This is a genomic window from Chitinibacter fontanus (genome assembly GCF_013423785.1).
Classification (GTDB): Bacteria; Pseudomonadota; Gammaproteobacteria; order Burkholderiales; family Chitinibacteraceae; genus Chitinibacter; species Chitinibacter fontanus.
In genome coordinates this window covers 3,033,411-3,058,523 of record NZ_CP058952.1, presented here as the reverse complement: position 1 = coordinate 3,058,523, position 25,113 = coordinate 3,033,411, and the positions used below count along the sequence as shown (strand labels likewise).

Below are 25,113 nucleotides of genomic sequence, written 5' to 3'. Positions count from 1 at the left end.
TCAACACAATTAAAGCGAACAGGATTGAAACTGTCTATTTTTTTCGTAATCCATACTGGTAATTCGTTATAATGATAACGAACCTGTTACCACTCCAAAACCAAATGATTACCCTCTTGTTTTTTTATTATTTTCACAACCTCTTCTGGGTTACCTTCTTTCAATAACGTTCTTAACTCCTTTGGCAATCTCACCGCAGGCTGAGAATGATTATGCTTACCATACCAAAAGCCAAATTTAGAAGCGATTTGAACTCCAACCGAATGAACATCATTATTAAATTTTATTTTTTGGCACTTTGTAGATAAATACACCAACACATGTATGTGCAAATTATCTGTGTCATGATGTACACCATATATTATTTTTTCTTTATCTAGCCGCAACTTGCTCAACAATGAATTAACGACCTCATCCACCTCGCTCACCAGAGGAATTTCATATTCACTCCAACTAACTTTAATATTATATATTTTAATTTCATTTGGTCTTGATACGCCAACCAGATCTATAATTTCAGCTCTTCTCCCGCTTAAATTATTACTTTCAAAACCAATATAATTTACTATTTCATTATCAAACTCCTTTTTAATCAGGTAATTGAATTTTCCGAACATCGACATCGCCGTAAACGGCGTACATTTAACAATCATTTCAAATATCCTTGTTCTGTCATGTACTCAATCAACAGTCTACGCATAGCATCCGATTTATTTCTGCACGAATACTTACCGGCCAATTTATCGATAGCCATATACATCTCAGCATTTACTCGAAAACTAATCACCTTAGACTCTTTCTTTTTAACCGATTTCATCTCATGCTCCTTTACTTTTCATATTAAAAAAAACATATAAATAACTCAACTAAACACAGATCATGACTAAGATTTAGAGGTCACAACACAATAGATGGCTAGACAACTTTGATCGGCAACAACCCAACACCGAGTTAATAGCATGTTCTTATCCAACCTGAAGTCTCACCCACACTATTTAGCTTGGGTTAATCGTATAATTAAAATACAAGTACATACGGCATGAGTTCCAGATTAACCCTGACACACAGGATCGCGTGTAGTCACGATGTCCCTTTCCTTATTTTTATTATTCTCACATATCAAAATTGATGCAAATGGGAAATTGGCAAATTTTAAGCCTGACTGAAATCACTTATTCCTCGCGCGACTAACACGGGATACTAACAAAGAGAAGGGGTTATCCCCAAAAAAAATAATGCAATTTTTTTAAAATAATCCCAACTTCCCCTTTTTTTTAAAGCGAGTAGCGGTACACTTTTCCCATCGAAACCGATATTGGGAGTTAAATCATGCAAATCGTCAGAGTCAAAGAACTATGCAAACGTCTATCGCTGTCAAGATCGACGGTGTACAACTTGATCAACGCAGGTGCATTCCACCCCATCAAATTGGGGTCACGGGCGATTGGGTTTGACCTCGCCGAGATCGAGGCTTATCTCAAGAAAAACCGCAGTACATGACGAAAAAAAGGGGTGTGTAGATGACTCCACGCGCCCCTTTTTTTGAGCTGATAATCAGTAGGTGCTAGCAGGTTTTAGTTGGCTAGTTGGCTCTCCCTTAAGGAGAAAATCCATGTGCGGATTAAAACAATGCTCCCGAGAAACCAGAATTGCGTTGAATCGGCTTTGCGATGGTTTGCATTTGATCTGCAGGCAAATGTCTGAGAAAGGTTCGGGCTAGTTCGGGATTGTTGCAGTCCAGCCAAGCATCGTAGTCACGCTCAGGGATGATGACTAATCCCCGTTTTTCATCGTTGGGTTTGTGCATTCGCTTCATGAGCGGATGATCGTCAGCGTTAATCGTAATTTGCGTGAACGAGTAACTCAATTGGCCATTTTCTTCTTCCCACGTGCGCCAGATTCCGGCCACCGCAAAGGGTTCATCACTGGCCAAGCTGATTTGGTGGCGCACTGCTTTACCTGATTCGTAGCATGGCTCAAAAAAACCAAGCATCGGCACAAGACACAGCTGGCTGTTGCGCCATGCTCCGCGATAGCTTTTCAATTCCCCAATCGTTTCAGCACGTGCATTCATCGTGCTGTAGCGCGTACCTTGCTGGAGTTTGCGCTGCGGTAAGAAGCCATAGTTGGCGATGATGGCTTGGCGTGCCATATCTCCCGCGACCAAGATGGGGGCTTGATAGTCTTGCCACACTTCAGCAGGCCAATCTTCATTGGGCGGCGCAGCCTCAAAATGGCTCAACAAGGTTTGCTTCGGGATAGTTAAATAATTAACGCACATCGCAAAAAGAGAACGATCGTTCTATAATGGTCTGATTCCAGTTCAGATAAGGATACTGCGATGTCGAGTTTTTTGCTGGGGCCATTTCCAGCTGATCCCAATTCAACGGTGTATTACCTACCTTGGATTGGTGAATCAGTTCCCGCAGGGTTTCCCTCACCTGCTGCCGATTGGGTTGAAGATCGGGTCGATCTCAACCAGCACTTGATTAGCCATCCCGATGCAACGTTCTATTTCACGGTGTCGGGAGATAGCATGGTGAGTCATTTATCCGAGCGTACCATTCCCAATGGGGCCACCTTGGTGGTGGATCGTGCGATTCAAGCCAAACACAATGACATTGTGGTGGCAGCGATTGATGGCGACTTTACCGTGAAGCGTCTATTCCAGCGTGGCAAGCATTTGGCCTTGGTCGCAGAAAATCCCGACTACCCGCCGATTGTGCTCGGCGATGAGCAAGAGCTTGCGGTCTGGGGTGTAGTGATTGCGTGGATTGTGCGCCCCAAATGATTGCGCTGATCGACGTAAACAACTTTTATGTCAGTTGCCAGCGGGTGTTTGAGCCCAAGTTGGAAGGCAAGCCCATGGTCGTGCTATCGAATAACGATGGTTGTGTGATTTCACGCTCGGCCGAAGCTAAAGCACTGGGTGTGAAGATGGGTGCGCCATGGCATCAACTGCGTGAGTTTGCCAAAGAAACTGGCTTGATTGCCTACAGCAGCAACTATGCCCTATATGCCGATATGAGTAATCGCGTAATGCGGGTGCTTGGGATGTTTAGCCCGCATCAGGAAGTCTATTCAGTTGACGAGTGTTTCTTGGGTTTAAATGGTATCGGCGGTGATCACACTGAACTCGGTCAAACCCTCAAACAAACGGTGATGCAGTGGACGGGTTTACCTGTGTGCGTCGGTATTGCGCCAACCAAGACGCTCGCCAAACTGGCCAACCACATTGCAAAAAAACGCACTGGGTTTGCTGGTGTATGCGAATGGGCGAAGTTCAGTCCTGCGCAGCAGTTACAGATTATGCGCGAGATTGAAGTCGGTGAAATTTGGGGTGTGGGTCGTAAAATCTCACAACGCCTCAATCAGCAAGGCATCTACACTGCCGCAGATTTAGCTCACGCCAATTCGGAGCAAATTCGGGCACGCTATAGCGTGGTACTGCAACGTACGGTTGAAGAGCTCAATGGCCATCCCTGCATTCAGATCGAAGAAATGCAGCCGGATAAACAGCAGATCTTGTGCTCCCGCTCGTTTGGTCAGCCAATCTATACCGAGCAACAATTGGCCGAAGCGATTAGCACCTATATCGCACGTGCCGCTGAAAAGCTCAGGATGCAAAAGTCAGTAGCCGCCAGCTTGAGTATCTTTATTCGCACCAATCCATTCCGGCCGAAAGATCCGCAATACAGTCGGCATGTGATGCTGCCTTTGTCGCAACCCAGTGATGACACCTTAAAACTCACCCAAGTGGCCTTATGGATGTTGGCTCGCATCTACCAACCCGGCTTTAGCTACGCCAAAGCGGGCGTGATGCTCAGCGACCTACAGCCCAATACCGCGATTCAAGGTCATCTCTTTTTGCAAACGGCTGACCCGATTAAACGCGCAGAACTCAATGCCACCATGGATGAAATCAATCGCCGCTGGGGGCGTGGCAGCATTCACCTTGCCAGCGCAGGTGCCAACCATGCCTGGAAAATGAAACAAAATAGCCTGTCTCCGTTTTGGACTACGAGATGGACAGACATCCCAATAGCCAAATAATGCAATAACGCCGAACATGACCTGATTTGCCATTGCATTTGTAGCAACACAATACGAAACACTCTGCACAGCCAAAAAATAAAGACTCAGTATGAAATTCCCTCTCGTTATCTCTGTCGCATTAGCGACTGCCAGCTTTCTTCATTTCAATGCAGAAGGTCGTCACATCACCCAACAATTGCTAGGTTCAATCACACAACTTCAGCATGCAATACCGAATCTGAACCCCAATCCAGCAAGCACTAATTCCACACGTGCTGATGCCGGTGCATTTAAGGAATGCCCGCAATTCTTCTATAACAATACGCCACCGACCGTAATCAACGCAGCGCAATGGAAACCTAGAGCACTATGTATGTCTGGATTTGCGGTCTATCACTCTGGCCTCACGCGCACGCCCCTCTTCGTCGCTGAACGATTAAGTCGTGCTAGTTTGCAAGATGCGCAGGATGAGCAACGCACCAATCGCTTCTACGCTGAGGCACGTTTGCCGCTTGCAGAGCGTGCAACGCTCGAAGACTATAAAGGATCAGGTTACGATCGTGGACACATGGCACCAGCCGCAGATATGTCTACCTCAGAAGCCATGGCGCAAAGCTTTTCACTAGCGAATATGGTGCCGCAAGCGCCTGAGAATAATCGTGGTGTCTGGGCAAAGTCGGTTGAAAAAGCGGTCCGGAAATATGCGATGCGAGCCAAAGGTGATGTGTATGTGATTACTGGACCGTACTTTGAAGGGCATCGATCTGCAGACTCATCAGTGAATAACGTCTGGGTACCCAGTGCACTGTATAAGCTGGTCTATGATCCAGCGGCAGGCAAATCTTGGGCGTACTGGGTCGAGAACAAAAACGATGCAAAACTGAATGGTGTGATTAGTTATCAAACCTTAGTCGAGCGTACGGGGATCCATTTTTTGCCTAGCCCGGAGTGAGAATTTGTAAACGTCACGCGGACTAAATCACAGGCACACTGGATGACGATTCTTAATTGGCTAACCCGTACGTACAGACAGATGCGCGCGGTGAAGAGGGAATTGCTAGGAAAAAACGACGAGACTGCCAACGGAATAACTGAAACTTGTACGACAAACGTTCTATTAACGTACAAAGACGTCTATTAGTAGCCAAGAATTTTGTATGTCCGTGAACCTGAAAAAAATAAACAAAAAGAGTTTATAATTTCATTATAAGGCGATGGATTTCAAAAAATAGTTGTCGGACGAGCTATTGAGATGTGGGGTAGAAATGTGGGGGCTATTGTGCCAGAAAAGAAAAAAGCCCTTGAAAATCAAGGGCTTTTTTCTTCTGTTTGGTGCCGACGGCAGGAATCGAACTCGCGACCCCCTGATTACAAGTTAGTAGCATTTACTACCAAGTAAACCGCCGTAAGCATCTGAATTATTTACGAATTTCCAAACCAACGTGGCTTAACTCAGAAAATTCGCTCATATTCAATCAATTAGCAACACTCCACTCACGCCAGCGACCACCTAAAGCCCAACGTAGCTGACAATAAAAGCATCAATTGTAGCCAGCTATTGCGCTTGATTTGTCCCAAGTGCGTTGTAAGTGCGTTGGCTTAGTATAGCGTGACTCATAATATTGGTAAAAATTATTAAAATTTATAGTCAATCATTCGTTGATACCTAATTAATTAGCTATCACTTTGCTGGAATATGTCACTCACTTAAATCGCTCGCAGCTTCAAACAATCCAATACGTTGGCTAGCCAGACGCTGGTCGAGACCTATCTCAATTGCCGCAACAAAATCACGTAACTCTTCACAAGCTTCATCATATTGTTCTGCTTTGAGAACCTCGAAAGGCGTTGTCAGATCAATCCGCTGACCATCAAAAGAAAAATTGCTAGGCATATCTTCAACTGCCAGTATCAGTTGTTGCTCAGACGGCGTTCTCTTCACAATGAAGTTAAGCATCTGTCTAAGGTGTTCAGCGTCTTGCCCCTGTTGATTTGGAGAATCAATAACTACAGGATAATGCTTTGCATCCCCTTTTTCTTTTGCCGTATGCAGCACAGCAAACTGGTAAGCAAGCAGTGATCTTGGCATGGCACTGCCACTGACCGAGACAGTCGCATCAGGTCGCTTTTTGACATCATCCCGTAAATCTTGCACACCCAATTCACTAAGAAACAACTCCATACGCTCTGAGTAGAAGTCATTAATAGCCTTTGTCCTTTCAGGAAGATCGAACTGACTGACTTTGAACTTTGCTTCAAAGGCTGTCTTTTCCTGAAGTTTTAGCTGGCGATTTATGGAATCAATATCCTTAGTAAATGCACTTCGGATTACTTCCGAACTTTGGCTATCAACAACATCTTTCAAGCGAAGCATGCCTTTTTTGGTTTGCAACGTCTTTTCAACATCCAACATCTGCCGCTTAATTCTATTAATCTTGCCGTAAACATTAGCCAGTTGTTCTTGGCATTTTCGATGATCTAATTCAAGCTCAGAAATAACTTTCCGTAGAGTGACTGCATCATCAATCAACTCCAAGCGAACAGGGAATCCGCTTTCATGATTTGTTCCGCAAGTCGGACAAATGATAGCTAAATCTGTTTTTGATTCGGTGAGATATTTCAAATCCCCTTCAATCTCGCGCAAAGCATCACGCGCCATCGAAATTTGGCTGTTCAATGACTCTCGTTGAGCTGTATGTTCAAAAGCTTTTTTCCTCAATGAGTCTTGTTCGGTTTTAAGAATATTCGTTGAACGTAGTAAATCATTGATTTCTTGTTTGAACGCAGCTAGATCCAGACGAATGACTGGAGATGGCAAAGTCTTTCTTACCCGTGAAAGTGCGGAGTTAACAACACTAAGCTCTTGATTAAGTTGAGTCAGAGAAGCTTTTGCCTTCGACTCCTCAAACTTTGCAATGTAATAACCGTTGGGGCGTTGCCCTGTCACATAAGCAGAAACTGGTTTCTTCCAGTTCGCAAACTGAGTCAACTTGTCGAATGAGTCCCATTGCTTAGACCAACTACTATCTTGATCCATATAATATGGAAGAAAAAGGTAAGGGGGTGTAGCCTGTGCAAGGGAATCCTGATGGGTAGGGAGCATTAGCCGAAAATCAAATAAATTGGCCATCATTTCGGTCCACTCCGCGTAACTTGTAGTCACACGCACCTGCAAATCAGCATCACTCCGCAAAGCATAAACATTTGCTTTGCGATACGCCGTGTATGGCCTACCGTTTAATTCAAACTCCAACACAGAAATAGCCAGACTATCCCACCGATCACTTTTCCCCTTTGTTTGACAACCCAAAGTTCGGAAGAGATGCTTCACTACTGTGGATTTGCCCGTATGGTTCCTGCCCACCAATAGTATTCTGTCCGAGTGAAGTTCGATTTTCCGTGCTGCTCGTGTTGCTTCGGATACGAGCCAGAGTTTTTTGAATCGCAAACGACTCATGTTTCCCTTTCCTTAAATTTCTTACCAGTTGAATCGTATTGGCCAAATTTTTCATTGACTCATCCAATAGAGGGTTGCGGCAATCATGTAATTACGGTCAAGGATCGAGAAATCAGTAGCCGTATTTTGAGTCGAAATTTGATCAACAAGCCAATTGGCGACATCCCAAGATGTGACTAAATTATCTGGCAATTGCTGAAGAAGCTTTTCAACATTATTTTGTAGCAAAGATAGCAGGGCATTTCCCCTGCCTGCTTTCTCTACAATAAACTGACGTGCTGCTCGCCTGATTAATTCCCTTTGCACGTACGGGACATTTTCCTGAGTGAGGCCAGCTAAAAAACCATCAATTACATCGCTATCGGACTTGCGAGATAACGTGAGTGCAACCATGGCTGAAAACTGAGTCTTTGATATGCCTCTAATTCTTTTTAGGTCTGCAAAAGATGCCGCTTCTTCTGTAGATGTAGCCTTAACTTTGAGTTCGGAATAAACGGCTTTGCAAAGTATATCTGCACGGGGGGAGTGGTCTGGAAATTTATCTGCAAGATAAGTTGCAACTCTGCCCATGGTATGGCTTTCTAGGTCATCCATCGCCAATGGACTTCGAATGAATTTCAAATTAGCAAAATCAACCTCTCCAACATCACACCCTATCTCAGCCGCAACCGAAGTTTTTAGCTCGGCAAGCAGCTTAGGGTCAATTTGGCTAGCAGAAAGCTCAGAAAACGCGGTTGAATCATCGCCAGTTTCAAGCTTTAGTTCTACAGGTGCATTACTTACAAAAGAAATAGCAGCAGTTTCGTCTTTCGCAATCGATTTGGATTCATGGAGCTTTGCAAGTATCGATTTACCGTCTTTGGGCGGCTTCGCCAAGGTGGTTTTTGTCCATTTTGTAGCGCTTCCTTCCTTTTTCTTTAGCTGGAAAAGCGTCATCTGATCAGGAGTAACCTCACTATTTAAAACGGCAACATCCTCGATAAACTCCAAAAGGATCAAGTAATCATCATGCTGAAGATCAATTTGAAGGAGGTGACACAACGCCCAATAGCGCTGAAATTCATGGCCTTTACCGCCATGTCTTCCTCCTCGCTCTTTGGTAAGCGAGTCATTCAGTGTGTCGAGAAATGCCATTTAATCCCCGCAGAAAAACATTACAAAGACGAATGAATATCACTTTGCGCCCCGTCCCAGTTGAGAGCCAATGTCTTTTGACGAAAGCATTCTAAAAATACTCGCATCAAACGCTCGCTTAAAATCAGGGTCTGAGGCGTAGCGTTTGTACAGATCAAGTTCTCTGCGTCGCTCAATGCTGATTGCATGTTGAATTAACTTTTCCAGCGCAAGCTGGCGGTTTTGGTTGTCGGGGTTGTCTTCAACTTGAGCTTTGTAATCGGCGTGGCCAATAACATGCTTGGCGATGTTGATGAACTTTACGCGCTGCTCTTCGGGTGTCGCTTCCCAGCCTGCGAAATGGCGCTCGTTGAAGGCTTTGATAATCACATCCAACGGGTCTTTTTGCTCGCCTTCAGTATGCACACCACGCAAATTCGGGTTCTGCGGGTCTAACTCGGCCTCAGTGTCGTCTAGGCCAATTTTGGCATCTAGTTTCGAGCGTTCCAGCCCGTAGGTACTCAAGTCGATGCTGTTGAGCAATTCATCGAGCGCATCTTGCGATGGGTCTTTGACTTTCAGCTTCGGTATCAGGAATTTCAAGAACCAATGCAGCATCTCCCATTTCACATTGTTGAACGGGATGATTGCGGCGACTTGCGCGTAGATTTTCACAAATTGCTTGGCTTTGATCTTGAAGTCGATGCGCTGCTCATCATCCAAATCCGTATCAAAACGTTCGACGACCGCATCAATGATCGGGTGTAGCTCTTCTGCTTCCGCGCTGGCGAAAAACTTTTCATTGAAGTTTTCGACCTCTGCCCAGTCATAAATACCGACATCATCGAGCGCATCTTTCAAATCATGCAGTACGTTCACATCTGTCGGCTCACTGAGCGTGGTTGAGGTGTAGAACGGGTCAAAAGCCTTTTTGATTTCATCGACCGAGTTATAAAAATCGAGCACAAATGTATCAGTCTTGCCTAGCTTCCAATTGCATCGGTTCAAGCGTGACAAAGCCTGCACTGCCAACACACTTTGCAGCTTCTTATCCACGTACATGGTATGCAGCTTGGGTTCGTCGAAACCAGTCAGATACTTGTTGGCGACCACCAGAATTTTGTAGTCGTCTTTTTCAAACTCTTCAGGCAAATCGCGTGCCGCAATGCCGTTCAGCGAATCTTCGGTGTATTTGATGCCATCGACTTCTTTTTCTCCAGAGAAAGCCACCAGCGCTTTAAATGGTGCGTTTTGCGCTTGCAGCTCGGCACGGATGGCAAAGAAATAGCGGATCGCACACTCGATATTGCGCGTCACCACCATTGCCTTGGCCTTGCCTTTAAGCTTTTTAGCCTGCCAAACCTTGCTCATAAAGTGATCGGCCATGATCTGGGCTTTCACTGTAATGCTCTCAGGGCTGGCTTCAACAAAGGCTTTCAGTTTCTTCTGTGCTTTGGCGGTATCAAACAGCGGGTTATCTTCTACCGATTTTTGCAGCTCGTAATAGCTTTTATAGGTGGTGTACTTTTCGAGCACATCGAGGATAAATTTCTCCTCAATCGCCTGCTTCATCGAATACAAATGGAATGGGTAAAACTTGCCATCAGCCGCTTGCCGACCGAATTTTTCCAAGGTCGCTGGCTTTGGGGTAGCAGTAAAGGCAAAGTAGCTGGCATTGCTACTCATCTTGCGGCCTTTCATTGCGGCCAGAATTTTGTCTTGCAGGTCTTCAGGCACTTCCTCATCGTCCGCGCCCAACGTCATATTCAGCTTGTCAGAAGCACTGCCCGATTGCGAAGAATGGGCTTCGTCGATGATCACGGCAAAGTTGCGCTCGGTCAGGTCATCAATGCCATCCACGATGAAGGGGAATTTTTGCACAGTGGTGATGATGATTTTCTTGCCCAGCTCCAAGTGTGACTTGAGTTCAGCCGCGCTTTCGCAGTGCGCCACAATGTTCTTGGTTTCAGAGAACAGCTTGATATTGTCTTTAAGCTGCGAATCGAGCACGCGCCGATCTGTAACCACTACCACCGAATCAAACAGGTTTTCCACGCCGTGAATGTCATACAGCTCAACAAGCTGATACGCCAGCCAAGTAATAGAATTCGATTTGCCCGAGCCAGCAGAATGCTGAATCAAGTAGGTCTGACCAACCCCGCGTGTTTTGCAATCATTCAATAGACGGCGTACCACATCAAGCTGGTGATAGCGCGGGAAAAATAGCGCTTTACGCTCTTTGCCCGTTTTTTTGTCTTTCTCAACTGTGTGCTTGGCAAACTGCTCGATGATATTGGTGATGGAATGCCGCTGTAGGATTTCTTGCCACACATAGGCCGTTTTATAGCTACCTGTATTCGCAGGCAGCACGTCATAACTAGCACGAGGCTCCGCAACAATGCCTTTAGCGACTGGCGTTGCACCCAAATTGGGTGGATTACCCTTGCCAAAGTTATGCCCTTTATTGAATGGCAAAAAGTTGCTGTCATTGCCAGCCAAATGGGCGCACATATACGCCTCATCAGGGTCTAGCGCGAAATGCACCAAGCAGCGGCCAAACTCAAACAAAGGCTCTTTCGGATCACGATCAGTACGGTATTGCTTAATCGCATGGTGGACATTTTGCCCCGTCCACGGATTTTTCAGCTCCAAGGTGGCAAGCGCCAAACCATTGATAAACAGCACCATGTCTACCGATTTAAAGGTATCGGTTTCGCTGTAATGCACTTGCCGCGTCACACTAAAGATATTCGCGGCAAAGTTGCTCACCACTTCGGGGTTCAGCTCGTTGTAGGGCAAGCGGTACAGCAACGTGAGGTGGGCATCATCAATATCCAGCCCTTTTTTCAACACGGCCAGTACGCTGTCTTTGCGGATTTTCTTATTCAGCCGCTCCAGCACCAAGCGCTGCCAGTTTGGGCGATCTTTTAATTTAGCCAGCTCCTGCGGCTGCGTGGACTCAAGAAACGCCCAAAATAGCGCATCATCAATCGCAAACTCACGATTAAAATCGGCTGCTTGACCAATACGCCAGCCGTCTTTGGCTAAGGCATTTTCCAGATGACTTTCAAGTGCGGCTTCGTTGGTTTGGCTGACCATAAATTAAAGCTCCAGCTCACCTGAGATATGTTGCAACAAAGCTGTGTGTGACTCTGACGTTACAATCGAAATATGAGAGCTTTTTGATATCAAACTCATCAGAACTGATGTCGCAGGATGTTTAATTTTACTTGCTTTTTTAGGATCAACTGCTGGCGCAGTAATGACATGAATATATCCAATTCTTCCCAAATCGTCTTCGAAATTTTCAATTGATCCATGATGTGGAATAGTCAATGTATCTACATTATCCAAAAGGGTGCCATAGTGTTTTTTGAAATCGTCAAACTTCTTGCTTTTAGGCTCATTTTTTAACTCGGCATCACCAGTACCGAGCCATCCAATTCGGTTATGCTGAAGATCAAAACATCTCCAGCAGCTCTTCAGATTAAAAAATCCAGATTCAAAAAATGTAAGTCTACGGATCCAATATTCATTCACAGGGGCAGAATACATGCATAGCGAAATTGAGTTAGGATTTTTTTTGAACTCATCTCTATAAAATTTCTGCAATAACCCCCAGCTAGATCCGTCAATCTTATTTAAATAATCTAGCAAATCCGATTTATCCGACAGTTTTAAATCAGCAATCAATTTATTTACAAAATTTCCCGCAATTACAGCATCTTTTTGAACGTAGAATTTAAATTCCCAAGCTAGCTTAGATGATGCATAGATACCCGAGACTTTATTGTGGCTATCATAAATAACAATACCACTCTCAGAAGGCGGTAAATTTATATCAGTAGTAGATTCATCAGTACGAATAAATACGACCTCAGTATCTGCCCCCCGGCTAGTAAACCATTTTTGCGGATCTTGAATTAAATCAGAGAACTGTACCTTAGTGTCGAAATCTTCTTCTGCCAATTGAATAAGCATCAAAAGTTTAAAGTCCTCCTCAAGAAACGGAAGGACAACTTTTCTAACATGAAATTTTTCTAAGAGTTTAGGAATTCCATTAACATGATCAGCATGAAAATGTGAAATAACCAGCAGATCGATGACTGGTATCTGACCTTTGACTAACGCCTTATCTGACGAATACCTAGTTTCAAGATATTGTTCGATTTTATCTTCAATTAGTACTGATGCGGTCGTTAACGGGCCTTTTGCACCACAGTCATAAACATAGTGGTAAAGCACACCTTCTAAATTAATGCTCGCCGAATGAAAAAAACCATGACCAACTGGCCATTGCTGTCGTCCATGCTCAAACGAAATCATATACGCCTTAGTTAACTTTACTATTCTTTGGTTTGATAGGTAGGTCTTGCGGTTATTTTTAAGCTGATCTTTATTGAGAACAAAAAACACCATCTCTACAAATATTTAGAGAACACTAGCAATACCATACGGAGCTTAAACCAGTAATTTACCTCGAATACTGTCTTTCCACCATCAGAATTTGTAAGCAGCCAAAAGAAAATTCATCAGTTGTGCGATAGCACTACTTTGACTTAAGGCCGAGTGCCATCGCGCTTTAAAATCGCCGCGCTGTAATCGAGAAATTCATCCAAATGCTCGGTAATCACGCTCACTGTAATGGGTAGCAGCAGGCTTTGGTATTCGTGCACGGCGATGTTGCGAAAGCCGACCATGTGCTTGAGTGCGTCGGCCAAGGGCTTGGCGATCCAATCGGCCTGCGCCAGCAGCGTGAACACATCGCGGGCGCTTTGCGGTACACCGAGGCGCTCGCGACGTATCAGGTGGTGCCCCATATCCAGTGCGGCTTCGCAGGCGCGTTGAATATTCAATATCGCCGCATCTTGGCGGGTAAAATCAGTCGCAAAATCACTGGCGGCGGCGTATTCCTCACGCGCTCTTGCCACGCAGCGCTCAATCGTTGCCGCCTTGTTAATCAGCACATCATCGGCCATACACGCTCCCGTTTTGACTAATATCGGCCAGCACGCCGCTGCGAGCGGCATCTAGCGCGGTTTTTTCGCTCAGTACATAACACTCAAACAAACCTGCCGCTGGCTCAACGCCCCACAAGCGCCGCCCTGTAGTCAGTACTTGGTATTGCATCACCGTACTTGCAGAGCGCAAATCGAGCAAATCCACGGCACAGCCGACCAGCTCGGCCAATTCCCCCGCCAAGCGCCACAACAGCAATGGATCAGCGAAACCCGCGACCAGCACTGCCAAATCCAAATCACTGTCGGCGTTAGCAGTGCCTTGAACACGGCTGCCGAAGGCGTAAATGCCAATGACTTCAACGCCCATGTTGGCGCGTAAATGGTGGATGGCGGATTCACTAATCCGCATAATGGAGGAAGAATCCGTCATATTGTGTTCTAAGTGCATGCAATTACACCTTGAGCTTACCTGTGACTACTGACGCAATCAGTGTGCTTTTCATTTCCTTCAACGACTCGATTTCATTGCTCACGCCACCAATTAAATTCTTGAATTGCGCATTAATGCCCTCGCAGTGACTCAAAATCGATTCCTGTTCATCAAAAGGTGGAACAAGCAGAGGTAAATTACCTAGTTTCGTTTTATTAGTTGATGCGAGATTAGTGGTCTTGTTTGCTGTGGTTGTAAAATAGCGCCGCGCATATTCAACGCCCGTAATAAGACTAACAAACTCGGGGAGAACAGCTCGTACTATTCGAATTGCAAACACGTGATTTTGGTGCAAACACTCATCGATTTCGCCATACCAGCAAGCACCTCTACCAAGTTTATCGATATCGCCACCTTCAGTTACAAGAATGTCTGCTTTTTTTAGAAAGTAATTCTTTGCATGCCTAATTGGCAATTTAATTTCGGCAATATCTGACAAATCCAAAAAGCCATCCTGTACATTGGCAACTCGCAGGTAAGGATAAGATTTAATGCTATTCACTTGAGCATAGCTCTTGCCCAAAGTCACACCACTTTGTACTGTAGAGACATGTTTGAGTGGTGCGGTTTGCCAGTGCGCTGGAATTTGACCAATCCATTCCACGCCACTGTCGCGCATCGGCACGTCGGGGTTGAGGCTACGGGTGACGGCTTGGTTGATGAGGATGTTTTTTTGCTCTTGCAGCAATTCAATCAAGCGCTGTTTTTTGGCAATAGCCGTGTCGATTTCAGCGGTTTTTTGGTCGAGGAAGTTAGCAATCAATTCTTGCTCATCTTCAGCCGGAATTGGCAAATATGAATATGACATTTCACCAAAATCAATGTTTTTGCCCTGACGAATACCTTTGACTGATGTATTTAACTCAGAGATAAATCCCGTACTTTTTAGTAAATATTTTAAATATCCAGAATGAATATCACGTTGCTTGCGTAATACGGTATATGCAGGACTGACAAGCCCTGTATAGGCTGAATATTCAATGCCTCCTTGGAAAGAGCGCAAGCTAATAACAAAATCATCAGTGCGTACTAATTTGAACGTCTGTAGTTGCCCCAAAGGCATAACAACCCGCTGGTCGAGTTGATCGCGTGGAATTACGCCTTTATCTTGAGTTACTGAAAGAAGTTCTGCATTGGGGTGCCCCTTCTCAGACACTTCGCAAAAAATCCTTTTTGCCCGTACCACTTCCCAATGGCTTGGAATCTCCCCCAGCCACTCAACACCACTCGGCTTATAAAGTTCATAGCGCAACATCAAGCCACTCCATAGGTATAGGCTTTCAGCCATTGATTTGAAATGGCTACATGGCAATACCCATCATTCAATTTATCCCAAGGTTGCGCCATCATGCTTTTGGCTCCTTCTTCTTGCTGGCGCTACGTTCGAGCGTTTTGAGCTGCTTGATTGCAGCGTCAAAATGCACCTCAACGGGGCTTTTGGCGTTGAGCAGGGTTTGGCGGTATTTATCGAATTCGATCTGGGCTTTTTGCAGCGCTTGTTCATGCGACACTTTTCCCGCGCCTTGCAGAATATCGCGGTCGGAAACGCGCAAGAAGTCGTCGAGCTTGCGTATCCAGTCGGCCATATACATCGGCTTACGGTTTAAGGCTTGCAGCTCGGCGAACTCTAGGTACAAGTTGACGATGCGATTGAGCGTATCCAGCTCTTCGCTGGTTAGATAGTTTTTGGCGACACTGGCCTCGGTTTTGGTCGGCTTATTGCCGCTAAAGCTGGTCATGCCCATATTGGGCAAGCTGGCGTCGGCACGCTGAAACACCACTTCGGATGCGGTGTGGCCGTGTGCCGCCCAGTGCATTTTGTTTTGCACGGTGGCAAAGAAACGCTTGGATTGTTCACTCGCGCCCTCGTAGTCGATGCTGGTGGCGTAAATGTCGAGCACTTTGCGCCAGAACACTTTCTCGCTGGAGCGAATATCCCGAATGCGTTGCAGCAACTCATCAAAGTAATTGCCACCGCCGTTTTGCTTTAGGCGCTCGTCGTCCATCGCAAAACCTTTGATCAGGTATTCGCGCAAGCGCTGGGTTGCCCAGATGCGAAATTGCGTACCGCGCTGCGACTTGACGCGATAGCCAACAGAGATGATGACGTCGAGGTTGTAGTGCCGTGTACTGTAGTTCTTGCCGTCACTAGCAGTTGTAAAGAAATCCTTTACTACTGAATCAGACTGCAATTCACCCTCATTAAACACATTGCGAATATGCTGCCCAACGTTTTGTTTACTGGTCTGAAATAGCTCAGCCATTTGCGCTTGATTCAGCCAAACCGTTTCACCATTAAGCCGAACTTCAAGCCGAGTTTCACCATCTTCAGTGGTGTAGAGCAGAAACTCGCCTTCAGGTGGCAAGATCGTTAAATCAACCATGCTGCGCCCCTACAAAGCTGACTAAGGCTTTGAGCAAGCCATCGGTTTCTTTTTCTAAGTCGAGAATTTCTTGCGTGACATCGGCAAGGCTACGCAGCGGTTTGTGCTGGTAGAAGTATTTATTGAAGCTGATCTCATAGCCGATCACGGTTTTATCAATCGCTAGCCATGCCTCGTCAACGTGTGGACGTACTTCCTCAATGAAGTAAGCGTGAATCACGTCGTGAGCATGACGGGTTTTATCCCGATCCAGCGGCACGTTTTCAGTGTCGCGCAACTCGCTATCGGTTTCGTATTCGATGTATTCGCTGGATTTTTCGGTTGGCCAGTAGCCATAATCGGCGAGTTTATCTGCCGTGGTTGCCAACTCTGCAAGCAGCTCTTGCTGCTTGGCAGCATTGAGCTTGTGGACTTTTTTGATTACCTTGGCGGCACGCTCATCACGCCACGTAATCGCATTGATAATTTGCTTTTTCTCATTGCTAGCCAGCTTCAAGCTCAAACCCTTAGCGGTTTGGTCAAAGGTAATCTCGAATTGGTTGAAATCAAGGTATTCGGCATCGCCAATGGCATCAGCCAATTGCTGTGCGTACTGCATGATTTCCCGCTGTGCTAGCCATGTTGCGACATTGAGTAGCTCTTTGCGATTTTTGGGCGACAAGGCCATTTCTTCGCGCTCGATATGGTCTTCAATCGCTTCGGCGTGAGATTTCAGGCCTGATTGCAAATCGTTGCTATATACCGCATCGCCATACTTGGCATACACCCATTCCATAATGTCTTGCATGCCAGGTGTGTAGCGCAGTGTCGCAATCCGCTCGGGGGTAAATTGCGCTGCCAAGCGTAATGGGCGCTCTACCGTAACTTTGTAATAGCCGAAGTCGCGGTTCTCAAAGACCTTGGAAATGCCATCATTGGGCATGTCTTGATAGAGCTGAGTGATTTGCTGCAAATGTTCTTCTGAAAACTCGCAGTTTTTCTCGCCCAAGTTTTTACGCAGTTTCTGATACAGATTAGATGCGTCGATCAATTGCACCTTGCCACGGCGTGAGGCTTTTTTGGCGTTCGAGAGCAACCAGACATAAGTGGTAATGCCCGTGTTGTAGAACAGATTGTTGGGCAACTGGATGATGGCTTCGAGCATATCATTTTCAAGGATGTGGCGGCGAATATTGCTTTCGCCGCTGCCAGCATCACCCGTGAATAAGGCCGAGCCATTGTGAACCGAGGCAATGCGTGAGCCGATGGGTGAATCGGCAAGGCGTTTCATTTTGCCGACCATTTCCATTAGAAATAGCAATTGGCCATCTGATGAGCGTGGGATGGCAGGGTAAAAATCGTGCTCTTCTTCGGTGTAGTTGCCAAGGTTGACCTGAAAACGCGGGTCGAGCACATCTTTGCCTTCAACAATGCTTTTTTGATCACTCTTCCAGCTTTTGCCGTAGGGTGGATTGGTGAGCATGAAGTCAAAGCGCTTGCCTGAAAAATCATCCGTCGCCAGCGTTGAGCCAAACAGGATGTTTTCAGGGTCATTCCCCTTGATCATCATGTCGGACTTACAAATCGCATAGGTTTCTGGGTTTACTTCTTTACCGTACAAAAACACACCGACTTTGGCTTTAATCTCGCCTTCGGGGTCGGTGATGAAATCTTGCGATTCGGTCAACATGCCGCCACTGCCACACGCAGGGTCGTAAATCGTCAGCGGATTAGGCAGTTGATCTTTGACGGGAATGAAGACCAAATTGGTCATCAGCTTAATCACTTCACGCGGGGTAAAGTGTTCACCCGCTTCTTCATTATTTTCTTCGTTGAATTTGCGAATCAGCTCTTCAAATACATAACCCATGCCGAGATTGGATAAACCAACTTGCGTGCGGCCATCCACGCCTTTGCGGTCATCAGGGCTGAGATTGATTTCATCCGATACAAATTTTTCAATCACGTCATGCAGCACATCAGATTGCGCCATTTTGCGAATCTGATTGCGCAAATCAAATTTCTCGATGATTTCCTTTACGTTGTCGGAAAAACCATCAAGGTAGTATTTGAGATTGGCTTCAAGTTGCGAATGATTACCCAGCAATGTCTTTAGCGTGAAGGGCGAGGTGTTATAAAACACGTAGCCCGAAGCGTCTTGCAAGCCATGCGGATCAAGATCGGCCATACCTGCGTCTTCACGCTGAAAACGCACTTCTTCAAGTACTACTGCTTTGGTGGGCTCCAGCAAACAATCCAAGCGCCGCAATACAAACATCGGCAAGATGACATCGCGGTATTTGCCACGGACAAAAACATCGCGTAGGCAATCGTCGGCAATCGACCAAATGAAGGAAACAATCTTGTTATGTGCGGAGTGATCCATGCGCTCTTCTTTTCTGCAAAAAACTGAGTTGGTATTGCACCAACGGAAGCGCTAATGATACTCGGTCTGAAGGGGGGAGTCAGTTGCAAACAGGCAATTGAAAAGCTTTTTATACAGCCAAACAATGCGCTGAATGAGCGTTTCATATGCAAACCAGCAAACACACCTTGCCCCACTTATTGTGCATTTTGCAGAGCCTACACCTCGCAAAATGTGACTGACAGTCTCATCCTATGTAGCATGCACTGGATAGCTCTGTTGCGATTAGCGAGCAGAAGCTTCTTCGGGTGGCGAGGCCAGAAGGGATAGAACGTCAGTATCCAGAGACTCGGCAATTTTGCAGAGTACCTGCAGCGAAGGATTGCTCACACCGCGTTCAATCTGCGACACGTAGGTTCGGTCAATATCGGCATCGAAAGCAAGCTGCTCTTGCGAGCGCTTGCGCTCTTTGCGTACTGCTTTGACGTTCGTTCCTAAGTTCTGGCGCAATTGGTCGAACTGATTCATAGCGCCACATCGTCGCTGCAATAGAGACTGATGGTCTACGGAATATAATCTACAAAATTATGTAGATAATCGCTGTGCCAGCCATGAAGGGCATTTGAAATAAAACTGTGGCGTACAAAAAGCAATGCTGAATACCCAAGAATTGACGCAATTTCTAGAAAGCCAAAAGGCACTTCAATTGGGCAAGCCTGTTGCAGATACGATGGCTGCCAAGTTGTTACTCTTCTTTCAACAAATCGCGCCGTTATTACCAAAAAGCCAATCAATTTCGCCAGTTACCCAAGTCAATCCAACTCAATTGCAGGATTGGCTTGAGCACATAAAGCAGCCACTAATTCGAGCAAAACAAGGTGGATTAGGATTTAACCCATGGATCATCGCCAACATCAAGCGTGATGAAGTGAGAAATTCTGCCGTCCTCGCATGGTTGCTCAATCCAAATGGGAATCATGGTTTAGGCAAACTAGCACTGTGCGCATTAGTGCGCGGTATACCTGAGCTTGGCTTATCAGAGGCGCTAAATACATCAAGCCGCTGTTCGGTAAGAACAGAGAGCAATCCCGATGGGGATCGCAGCAATCGCGTTGATATTGAAATTGACGCCGACCATTTTTACCTGCTGATTGAAGTAAAAATTGATGCGGCAGAAGGCATAGACCAGCTCAGTCGTTACGGAGCGCTCTGCGAACAGCGTGCAGCATCTCGCCCTTGGGCAATCTTATTTCTTACCACTAAGCGCAGCATGCCCAAAACGGCAGGCAATTATGCTCACAAGATTCACAGCGTTTCTTGGCTGCAAGTTGCTCAATGGCTAAGCAGTGCGCTCAAGCAGCATACAGCGCAAAGAACCAACCCCGACAAGCAAGAAATCTTAACTCGCGAAAGCATCAACTGCTTTCTGTCATATATCCGCACCTTTTAGAGGCATTTTATGAGTGATTCACGCGAAGCTGGGGCAATCATGCTATCCCAGCTAAAAATTTTGAATGACACCGTCAAACTGTTCGAGAATGAAATATATCCTGAGGTACATGCAGCAATTGCCGAAGTTTTTAGCGATTACGCCGAAGAAAATTGGATTGGTGGATATGAAGATGCTGAGCCAGAATTGTGGTTAGCACTAGCGAGCTGGAATACTGCAGAGCCAGACAGCAAGTACCGTCCAATTGCGAGCCTTGATCTCGTAGACGTGAGTGAGGATAGTGACAATTACTTCCTCGCCGCATTGTGTGGGCTTGCAGGAGCAAGAGCAGGCTTTCAATTCAATATTGATTCGCGCTATTTTGGAGGCTCAAACTGGCGAAATTACGTGCAATCGTGGAAAAATAAAACACCCAAACCTGTATCAGCGCTGGAAGAATTAGGTTTTCAAGATTTAAGTGGCAAAGGTGAGTTCTTCCTTCCTGTACTACTCAAAACCGAAAAGCTTGCAGATGCCTATCGTAATGATGATTACGCCGAAGCTTTGCAACCTATTAGCGATGCGTTTGATACCATCAAACAATCATTGAAGCATTTTGACGCCATTATAAAAAACGCACCAACAGTCTAGCTAAATTCTATTTCAGCAAAAGGCAATCTATGAGCAACGATAAATTATTCTTCATTTATCAGGAATTGTTTGCCAAATACCCTCTCAGCTTCAGAAATCATGATGCCGAGGATACGCAGTTTATGAATGGAGTTCATTGGCCAGAAGAATGGCTTCCACTTGTAGATCAAACTTGCGCTGAAATAGAAAAATACTTATTAAGCATCCAAGACACAAGCAAAACATCGTCATTACCAAGAATAGTTCAAATCAAAGAAAAGTTTGGCGAATTAAAAATAAACATTATTCCATGCGACGAGAATCTAAGCAAAATTAGGAGAAACGCCGCAATTCAAAGCAAAACATGCAAAAACCAAAAATTTGACAAATAAATATAAATTCCAATAATATAAAAATGCAAAGCTGATATATCGGCCAATTGCAACTATTTTATTTGTTTTAATCATGAGCGCCCTGCAAATAATTTGCAGGGCGCTCTTTTATTTGGAGAAAAGAAAATGACTCGACTTTCCCATGCATTGTTTTCATTAGGACAAACCGTGGCAACTCCTGGTGCATTAGCTGCACTCGATGAAGCTGCCATCAACGCACTTGCACTGTTACGCCGTCATCAAACAGGCGATTGGGGCGATTTACCGCCAGAGGATTGGGAGAGTAATCAGCAAGCCGTTGAATGTGGCTGGCGCATTTTGTCGAACTATCCGCTCACGACTGGCGAGCGCATTTGGATCATTACCGAAGCTGATCGCAGCGTCACGACCTTGCTTTTGCCAGAGGAATACTGAGCATGGCACTGGTTGTACATCCCAATCTAGTTGCAGGGCCTCACGGCCCTTGTGTAACTATTAACCGTAGCGGCAAGCTACGCCCGATTTATCTGCAACAAAGCGTGCTCGACCAAGCTTGTGGGCCGCATTGCGTATATATGGCAATGATGATTCTCAAGCTAGTCAGCCGCAGCCAACTGCTTATCATGTCGCGTGGCGATGATGAATATCACCCACTGTTTAATTCTTGGCTAATGGCACAAAGCTACTGGTTACACGGCACACCCACGCGGGGTTTGCTCCGCTTATTTGCCGGACTCGAAGATAAAATCACGCTCACGGCCATCGACGAAACGAGCACGAAAGTTAATCAATACCTAGCCAGTAACTATCAAGCCCACGATGTGTACATCCTTAATATCTTCAATTGGCGCGCAAATTTAGATCATTGGCTTCTAGTGGTTGGTCAGGAAATTGAGGCAGATGGCAGCACGAGCTGGTTGACCATTGATCCATATACCCCGCCACTAGGCAATCAACTCTTCAGCGGCAAACTCAAAACGGCCAAGGGCAAGATCAGTAGCTACCACATGAATAATGGGAAAGTCTGGCAGGCTAAGGCAAGCGCATTACTTCGCATTCAGCTCGAACACGATTGAGTTTCGCGAATGCTACAGTCGTGATTCTGGCACTTGGTATTCATCAGCGTTCAAGCTTATCTTCGCTATCATCATGACAAAATTCTTACGAATAAACCCCAATGCGAAAAAAGAAACCCCTTAGAGCAAAAGACTCACTTGGGCGAAAACTAACCATCAAAAACACGCCTAAACGCTCAGTCCATGACAAACGCAATGGTACGCGTCCCAATGGCATTGACCTTACAAGATACGAGGGGTATGAGAAATGGACTGGACATCGCTGGGCATGGGAGTTTTTGCGTCGAAACGATGATTTTCGTGCAGACTGCACGAAGCTGCGAGAAGATGCCCCCGATGTGTCAGAGGACAGTATTGCCGAAAAATATGGCCTGTATAGCTATAAAGACTATCGCGATAGCTACAAGACTAGTCCCAAGCCGCGCTTTAGAACCAATTCCCTGCGCATTATCGGCGAAAGCTCGCTCGGCCATCATGAGACACGTTACTTAGAAAATGTGAAGCTTAGGAAAGGGCAAGTCGCTGTGGTAATCGATCTTGAATTTGCGGTCACTTCAGGAGGCTCAATTCAGCGCCAAATCGTTGAGGCACAATCGAAACTCGTTGAGTTGGCAAAGCTTTATCATGGTGTCGAGAAGCTACCCAATACATCCAGAAAAACATCACTGAAATTTCTCACGTATCTATGCGTTCTCGACCTATTCTGGGGGCAAGATAAAAACAAGCTCACACCAGAAGATATCCATAACTATTTGATCAAAGTTCCGGATTCATCAATGACGGGTGGATATGACGGCAAATATATCTACGATATGCACGAATTAGCCCAAAATTGCACCAAAGATTACTTGTATATCGCTTCGAGCACGCCAAAAATTGAGGAAAATTTGGAGAGAAAAAGGCTTCAAGCGGAACGCTACAATAATCCAGCATAGCGCTTAAATGTGGTAGGCCAAGATAACCCTTGGCCTGCTTGTGATCATTGAGTAAATGCTAATCGTAGTTCGCGCAGGGCTTTAGCCATATCCTTTGCAATATTGATTTGCTCCCACTCTTTGAATTTTGCTTGATCCAACAAGCGTTGATAGCGCTCTTTATCTTTTCGCACAAGCTTAGACATTACAGCAGAGACCCCCATACACTTAGCCAACTCAAGGAACAATTTTTGCTCCAACGTTGCGCAAAGCCTTTCAAAATTCCCCATATCATAAATCTGAATTGCAGAGAATTTTTCCATCGCCAGAGAGTCAACTTCACTGAGCGGCTGATTTGGGCGTGTATATCTACATTCAATTCGAATACTTTCGGGCATAGTTTTGTCTGCAGATACTTTAATTCTCTGAGCCATAGGCTTGCCTTTTCGAGCCTTAGGGTAGTAATCGTCAAAATCTGCGGGGAGCTGCTTATTTTTACGGTACTGCAAAAAATCTGGATAAGCTAGATCATCCAGTTCTGCTGCTTGCAGATCGTAAACACTAAAATAACGCTCGGAAGCCCTTGACCCAAACTGAATAGTTTCTGCGTTTGCGGACATTTCCTTTCCCCAGACCTCAAAAGCATGCTTGCTCTTGCAGGCAAACAACAGGCTTGAAAATGGCCGATCTATATCAACTGCCAATTCCATGTTCAAGATCATCGCACCAGCTAGCGCATCTGCGGCATGCTCGTAATAGGTGGCATCGATAATCCCGCGGATCAGCTTGATACCTTCGCCACTTGCATCGGCCTTGCCAAAACTAAAATCTATTTCTAGGAAATATTTGGCTGTATCACTCTTCGGGTGAGCAAGTAACCATATCCTGCCGCCATCACTTTCTAGCCAGTACTTTTGCTTGTATGCCTCTCCTGTGCTGCTCTTACGTTCGCTGATGCCATCTTCCTTAAGGGCAACCATATGGCTTTCCAGATTGGCAGCCAACACCTCAACATCACTTTCTCCAATAGGAAACGCCAAGCGAATCTTATCAATGCTACATCTGCTACGCATTTTAGCTCGCAGGTTCTTTGCCGCTGGCTTCGCTTTGGATGGTACTGATTTGGTTGGTCGGGGATCATTTCCAAGATCATCGATTTCATCATCAATTTCCCTGCGGCTTGGTTTTGATGTTGGAAGCTTATTTTTCCTTGGGGTTGTACTGCGCTTTGCATTGGTGGACATGTTGAATCCTCATATACCAAATTACTATGTCCATGAAATGCTGATGGCTAGTCCACAATGGCTGATCACCATGCCCTTACTACTGTTGACTATGTGATGGTGAGTTATGCTATGTAATAGCGTTACTCAACACACAATCAGAGTAGTCAAATAGGCTCAGTTGCGCTGAATATGCACCCAGAGGCGCTGTTCTAATGAAACTCAGCGTTTTTGACCATGCAACTGTACGTAACTTATAAAAGCTGCACGGCATTTATCGTGAATGACCACTTTTGCGTCTAGCCGCTAGTTGAAGCCTTCAAACACACGCACGAAGGCTTCAAACAGCATTAACATGAGTTTTAGGGTTAATTCGATTTACGTAACTTATACATCGAGCATCACGTTTACAGTTTCACTGCACAGAGGCTTGATTGCTGTTTTCTAGCCACTGCAGAAACAGATCTTCATCGATCAAGACCTTGCGACCTTGGCGCAAAATGGCACACTCCAAACCGTTGCCTCGCTGCATTTCTTTGGCAAGCATTCGATCTTTTGCATTGAAGATTAACCAGCGGAGCGCCTGTTCACTCCATGCGGGATAGCGCTCAGCAAACTGCTTCACAGTGAACAACTGTCTTGGTGCTTTAGTGGAAAAGGAAGAACGATTTGTAGTCATAGATAGC

25 protein-coding genes are annotated in these 25,113 nt (G+C 45.6%); 10 read left to right on the top strand and 15 right to left on the bottom strand.

The genetic code is table 11. The features are described 5' to 3' along the window. Positions 1 to 86 precede the first annotated feature (86 nt). Together HZU75_RS14610 and HZU75_RS14605 are read right to left on the bottom strand one after the other, a co-directional pair. Complete coding sequence (locus HZU75_RS14610; protein ID WP_180306737.1) at positions 87 to 653, bottom strand: relaxase/mobilization nuclease domain-containing protein; 567 nt, start codon at positions 651 to 653, stop codon at positions 87 to 89. Then, the gene (locus tag HZU75_RS14605) at positions 650 to 817 is read right to left on the bottom strand and encodes a ribbon-helix-helix protein, CopG family (RefSeq protein WP_180306736.1); all 168 of its coding nucleotides are present in this window, start codon (positions 815 to 817) and stop codon (positions 650 to 652) included. The genes HZU75_RS14610 and HZU75_RS14605 overlap by 4 nt, the downstream gene beginning before the upstream one ends. A gap of 512 nt (positions 818 to 1,329) precedes the next feature. On the opposite strand from HZU75_RS14605, the gene HZU75_RS14600 reads away from it, so the two are divergent. Beyond that, positions 1,330 to 1,500 (top strand): helix-turn-helix transcriptional regulator, encoded by a 171-nt coding sequence (locus tag HZU75_RS14600; RefSeq protein ID WP_180306735.1) that lies wholly within the window; start codon positions 1,330 to 1,332, stop codon positions 1,498 to 1,500. 121 nt (positions 1,501 to 1,621) lie between these two features. On the opposite strand, the gene HZU75_RS14595 is transcribed toward HZU75_RS14600, so the two are convergent. Beyond that, the gene (locus HZU75_RS14595) at positions 1,622 to 2,281 is read right to left on the bottom strand and encodes an SOS response-associated peptidase (RefSeq protein WP_180306734.1); all 660 of its coding nucleotides are present in this window, start codon (positions 2,279 to 2,281) and stop codon (positions 1,622 to 1,624) included. A gap of 60 nt (positions 2,282 to 2,341) precedes the next feature. Here HZU75_RS14595 and HZU75_RS14590 point away from each other — a divergent pair, with 60 nt between their 5' ends. The 3 genes from HZU75_RS14590 (at position 2,342) to HZU75_RS14580 (ending at position 4,987) form a co-directional block, all read left to right on the top strand. Beyond that, on the top strand, positions 2,342 to 2,791 hold the full coding sequence (locus HZU75_RS14590; RefSeq protein ID WP_180306733.1) for a LexA family protein: 450 nt from the start codon (positions 2,342 to 2,344) through the stop codon (positions 2,789 to 2,791). Next, positions 2,788 to 4,053: a Y-family DNA polymerase gene (locus HZU75_RS14585; RefSeq protein WP_180306732.1), complete on the top strand. Its 1,266-nt coding sequence runs from the start codon at positions 2,788 to 2,790 to the stop codon at positions 4,051 to 4,053. Before HZU75_RS14590 ends, HZU75_RS14585 begins: the two co-directional genes overlap by 4 nt. Before the next feature lie 91 nt (positions 4,054 to 4,144). Beyond that, positions 4,145 to 4,987 carry a DNA/RNA non-specific endonuclease gene (locus tag HZU75_RS14580; protein ID WP_180306731.1) on the top strand — a complete coding sequence of 281 codons (843 nt, stop codon included), beginning with the start codon at positions 4,145 to 4,147 and terminating at the stop codon, positions 4,985 to 4,987. 747 nt (positions 4,988 to 5,734) lie between these two features. Here the strand turns inward: HZU75_RS14580 and HZU75_RS14575 are convergent. From HZU75_RS14575 to HZU75_RS14530, 10 genes are all read right to left on the bottom strand, one after another. Beyond that, a complete protein-coding gene (locus HZU75_RS14575; RefSeq protein WP_180306730.1) occupies positions 5,735 to 7,492 on the bottom strand; it encodes a hypothetical protein in 1,758 nt (585 codons plus the stop codon). Positions 7,493 to 7,543: 51 nt separating this feature from the next. Then, positions 7,544 to 8,626 (bottom strand): DUF4297 domain-containing protein, encoded by a 1,083-nt coding sequence (locus tag HZU75_RS14570; protein WP_180306729.1) that lies wholly within the window; start codon positions 8,624 to 8,626, stop codon positions 7,544 to 7,546. 39 nt (positions 8,627 to 8,665) lie between these two features. Beyond that, positions 8,666 to 11,704, bottom strand: a complete 3,039-nt coding sequence (locus tag HZU75_RS14565) for a type I restriction endonuclease subunit R (protein WP_180306728.1) — start codon at positions 11,702 to 11,704, stop codon at positions 8,666 to 8,668. A 3-nt stretch (positions 11,705 to 11,707) separates the two neighbouring features. Beyond that, entirely contained in the window at positions 11,708 to 12,931 is a 1,224-nt protein-coding gene (locus HZU75_RS14560; RefSeq protein WP_180306727.1) for an MBL fold metallo-hydrolase, read from the bottom strand. Between the two features lie 233 nt (positions 12,932 to 13,164). Beyond that, positions 13,165 to 13,584, bottom strand: coding sequence for a type VII toxin-antitoxin system HepT family RNase toxin (hepT, locus tag HZU75_RS14555; RefSeq protein WP_180306726.1), 420 nt, complete (start codon positions 13,582 to 13,584; stop codon positions 13,165 to 13,167). Continuing rightward, complete coding sequence (mntA, locus tag HZU75_RS14550) at positions 13,574 to 14,014, bottom strand: type VII toxin-antitoxin system MntA family adenylyltransferase antitoxin (RefSeq protein ID WP_228028087.1); 441 nt, start codon at positions 14,012 to 14,014, stop codon at positions 13,574 to 13,576. Before mntA ends, hepT begins: the two co-directional genes overlap by 11 nt. A 4-nt stretch (positions 14,015 to 14,018) precedes the next feature. Then, a complete protein-coding gene (locus tag HZU75_RS14545) occupies positions 14,019 to 15,311 on the bottom strand; it encodes a restriction endonuclease subunit S (RefSeq protein WP_180306725.1) in 1,293 nt (430 codons plus the stop codon). 91 nt (positions 15,312 to 15,402) lie between these two features. Next, positions 15,403 to 16,440 carry a virulence RhuM family protein gene (locus HZU75_RS14540; RefSeq protein ID WP_180306724.1) on the bottom strand — a complete coding sequence of 346 codons (1,038 nt, stop codon included), beginning with the start codon at positions 16,438 to 16,440 and terminating at the stop codon, positions 15,403 to 15,405. Continuing rightward, positions 16,433 to 18,805 (bottom strand): type I restriction-modification system subunit M, encoded by a 2,373-nt coding sequence (locus HZU75_RS14535; RefSeq protein WP_180306723.1) that lies wholly within the window; start codon positions 18,803 to 18,805, stop codon positions 16,433 to 16,435. The genes HZU75_RS14540 and HZU75_RS14535 overlap by 8 nt, the downstream gene beginning before the upstream one ends. 264 nt (positions 18,806 to 19,069) lie before the next feature. Next, complete coding sequence (locus tag HZU75_RS14530) at positions 19,070 to 19,312, bottom strand: helix-turn-helix domain-containing protein (protein WP_180306722.1); 243 nt, start codon at positions 19,310 to 19,312, stop codon at positions 19,070 to 19,072. A gap of 124 nt (positions 19,313 to 19,436) precedes the next feature. On the opposite strand from HZU75_RS14530, the gene HZU75_RS14525 reads away from it, so the two are divergent. From HZU75_RS14525 to HZU75_RS14500, 6 genes are all read left to right on the top strand, one after another. Then, complete coding sequence (locus HZU75_RS14525; RefSeq protein ID WP_180306721.1) at positions 19,437 to 20,234, top strand: PDDEXK-like family protein; 798 nt, start codon at positions 19,437 to 19,439, stop codon at positions 20,232 to 20,234. Between the two features lie 39 nt (positions 20,235 to 20,273). Continuing rightward, positions 20,274 to 20,864, top strand: a complete 591-nt coding sequence (locus tag HZU75_RS14520) for a hypothetical protein (protein ID WP_180306720.1) — start codon at positions 20,274 to 20,276, stop codon at positions 20,862 to 20,864. Between the two features lie 29 nt (positions 20,865 to 20,893). After that, positions 20,894 to 21,235 (top strand): hypothetical protein, encoded by a 342-nt coding sequence (locus HZU75_RS14515; protein ID WP_180306719.1) that lies wholly within the window; start codon positions 20,894 to 20,896, stop codon positions 21,233 to 21,235. 126 nt (positions 21,236 to 21,361) lie between these two features. Further along, positions 21,362 to 21,649, top strand: coding sequence for a hypothetical protein (locus HZU75_RS14510; protein WP_180306718.1), 288 nt, complete (start codon positions 21,362 to 21,364; stop codon positions 21,647 to 21,649). A 2-nt stretch (positions 21,650 to 21,651) separates the two neighbouring features. Beyond that, positions 21,652 to 22,290, top strand: coding sequence for a hypothetical protein (locus HZU75_RS14505; protein WP_180306717.1), 639 nt, complete (start codon positions 21,652 to 21,654; stop codon positions 22,288 to 22,290). Between the two features lie 101 nt (positions 22,291 to 22,391). Further along, positions 22,392 to 23,225, top strand: coding sequence for a transcriptional regulator domain-containing protein (locus HZU75_RS14500; protein WP_180306716.1), 834 nt, complete (start codon positions 22,392 to 22,394; stop codon positions 23,223 to 23,225). A 44-nt stretch (positions 23,226 to 23,269) separates the two neighbouring features. On the opposite strand, the gene HZU75_RS14495 is transcribed toward HZU75_RS14500, so the two are convergent. Together HZU75_RS14495 and HZU75_RS14490 are read right to left on the bottom strand one after the other, a co-directional pair. After that, positions 23,270 to 24,448, bottom strand: a complete 1,179-nt coding sequence (locus HZU75_RS14495) for a hypothetical protein (protein ID WP_180306715.1) — start codon at positions 24,446 to 24,448, stop codon at positions 23,270 to 23,272. A gap of 394 nt (positions 24,449 to 24,842) precedes the next feature. Next, positions 24,843 to 25,106 carry a hypothetical protein gene (locus HZU75_RS14490; protein WP_180306714.1) on the bottom strand — a complete coding sequence of 88 codons (264 nt, stop codon included), beginning with the start codon at positions 25,104 to 25,106 and terminating at the stop codon, positions 24,843 to 24,845. Positions 25,107 to 25,113: the final 7 nt, after the last annotated feature.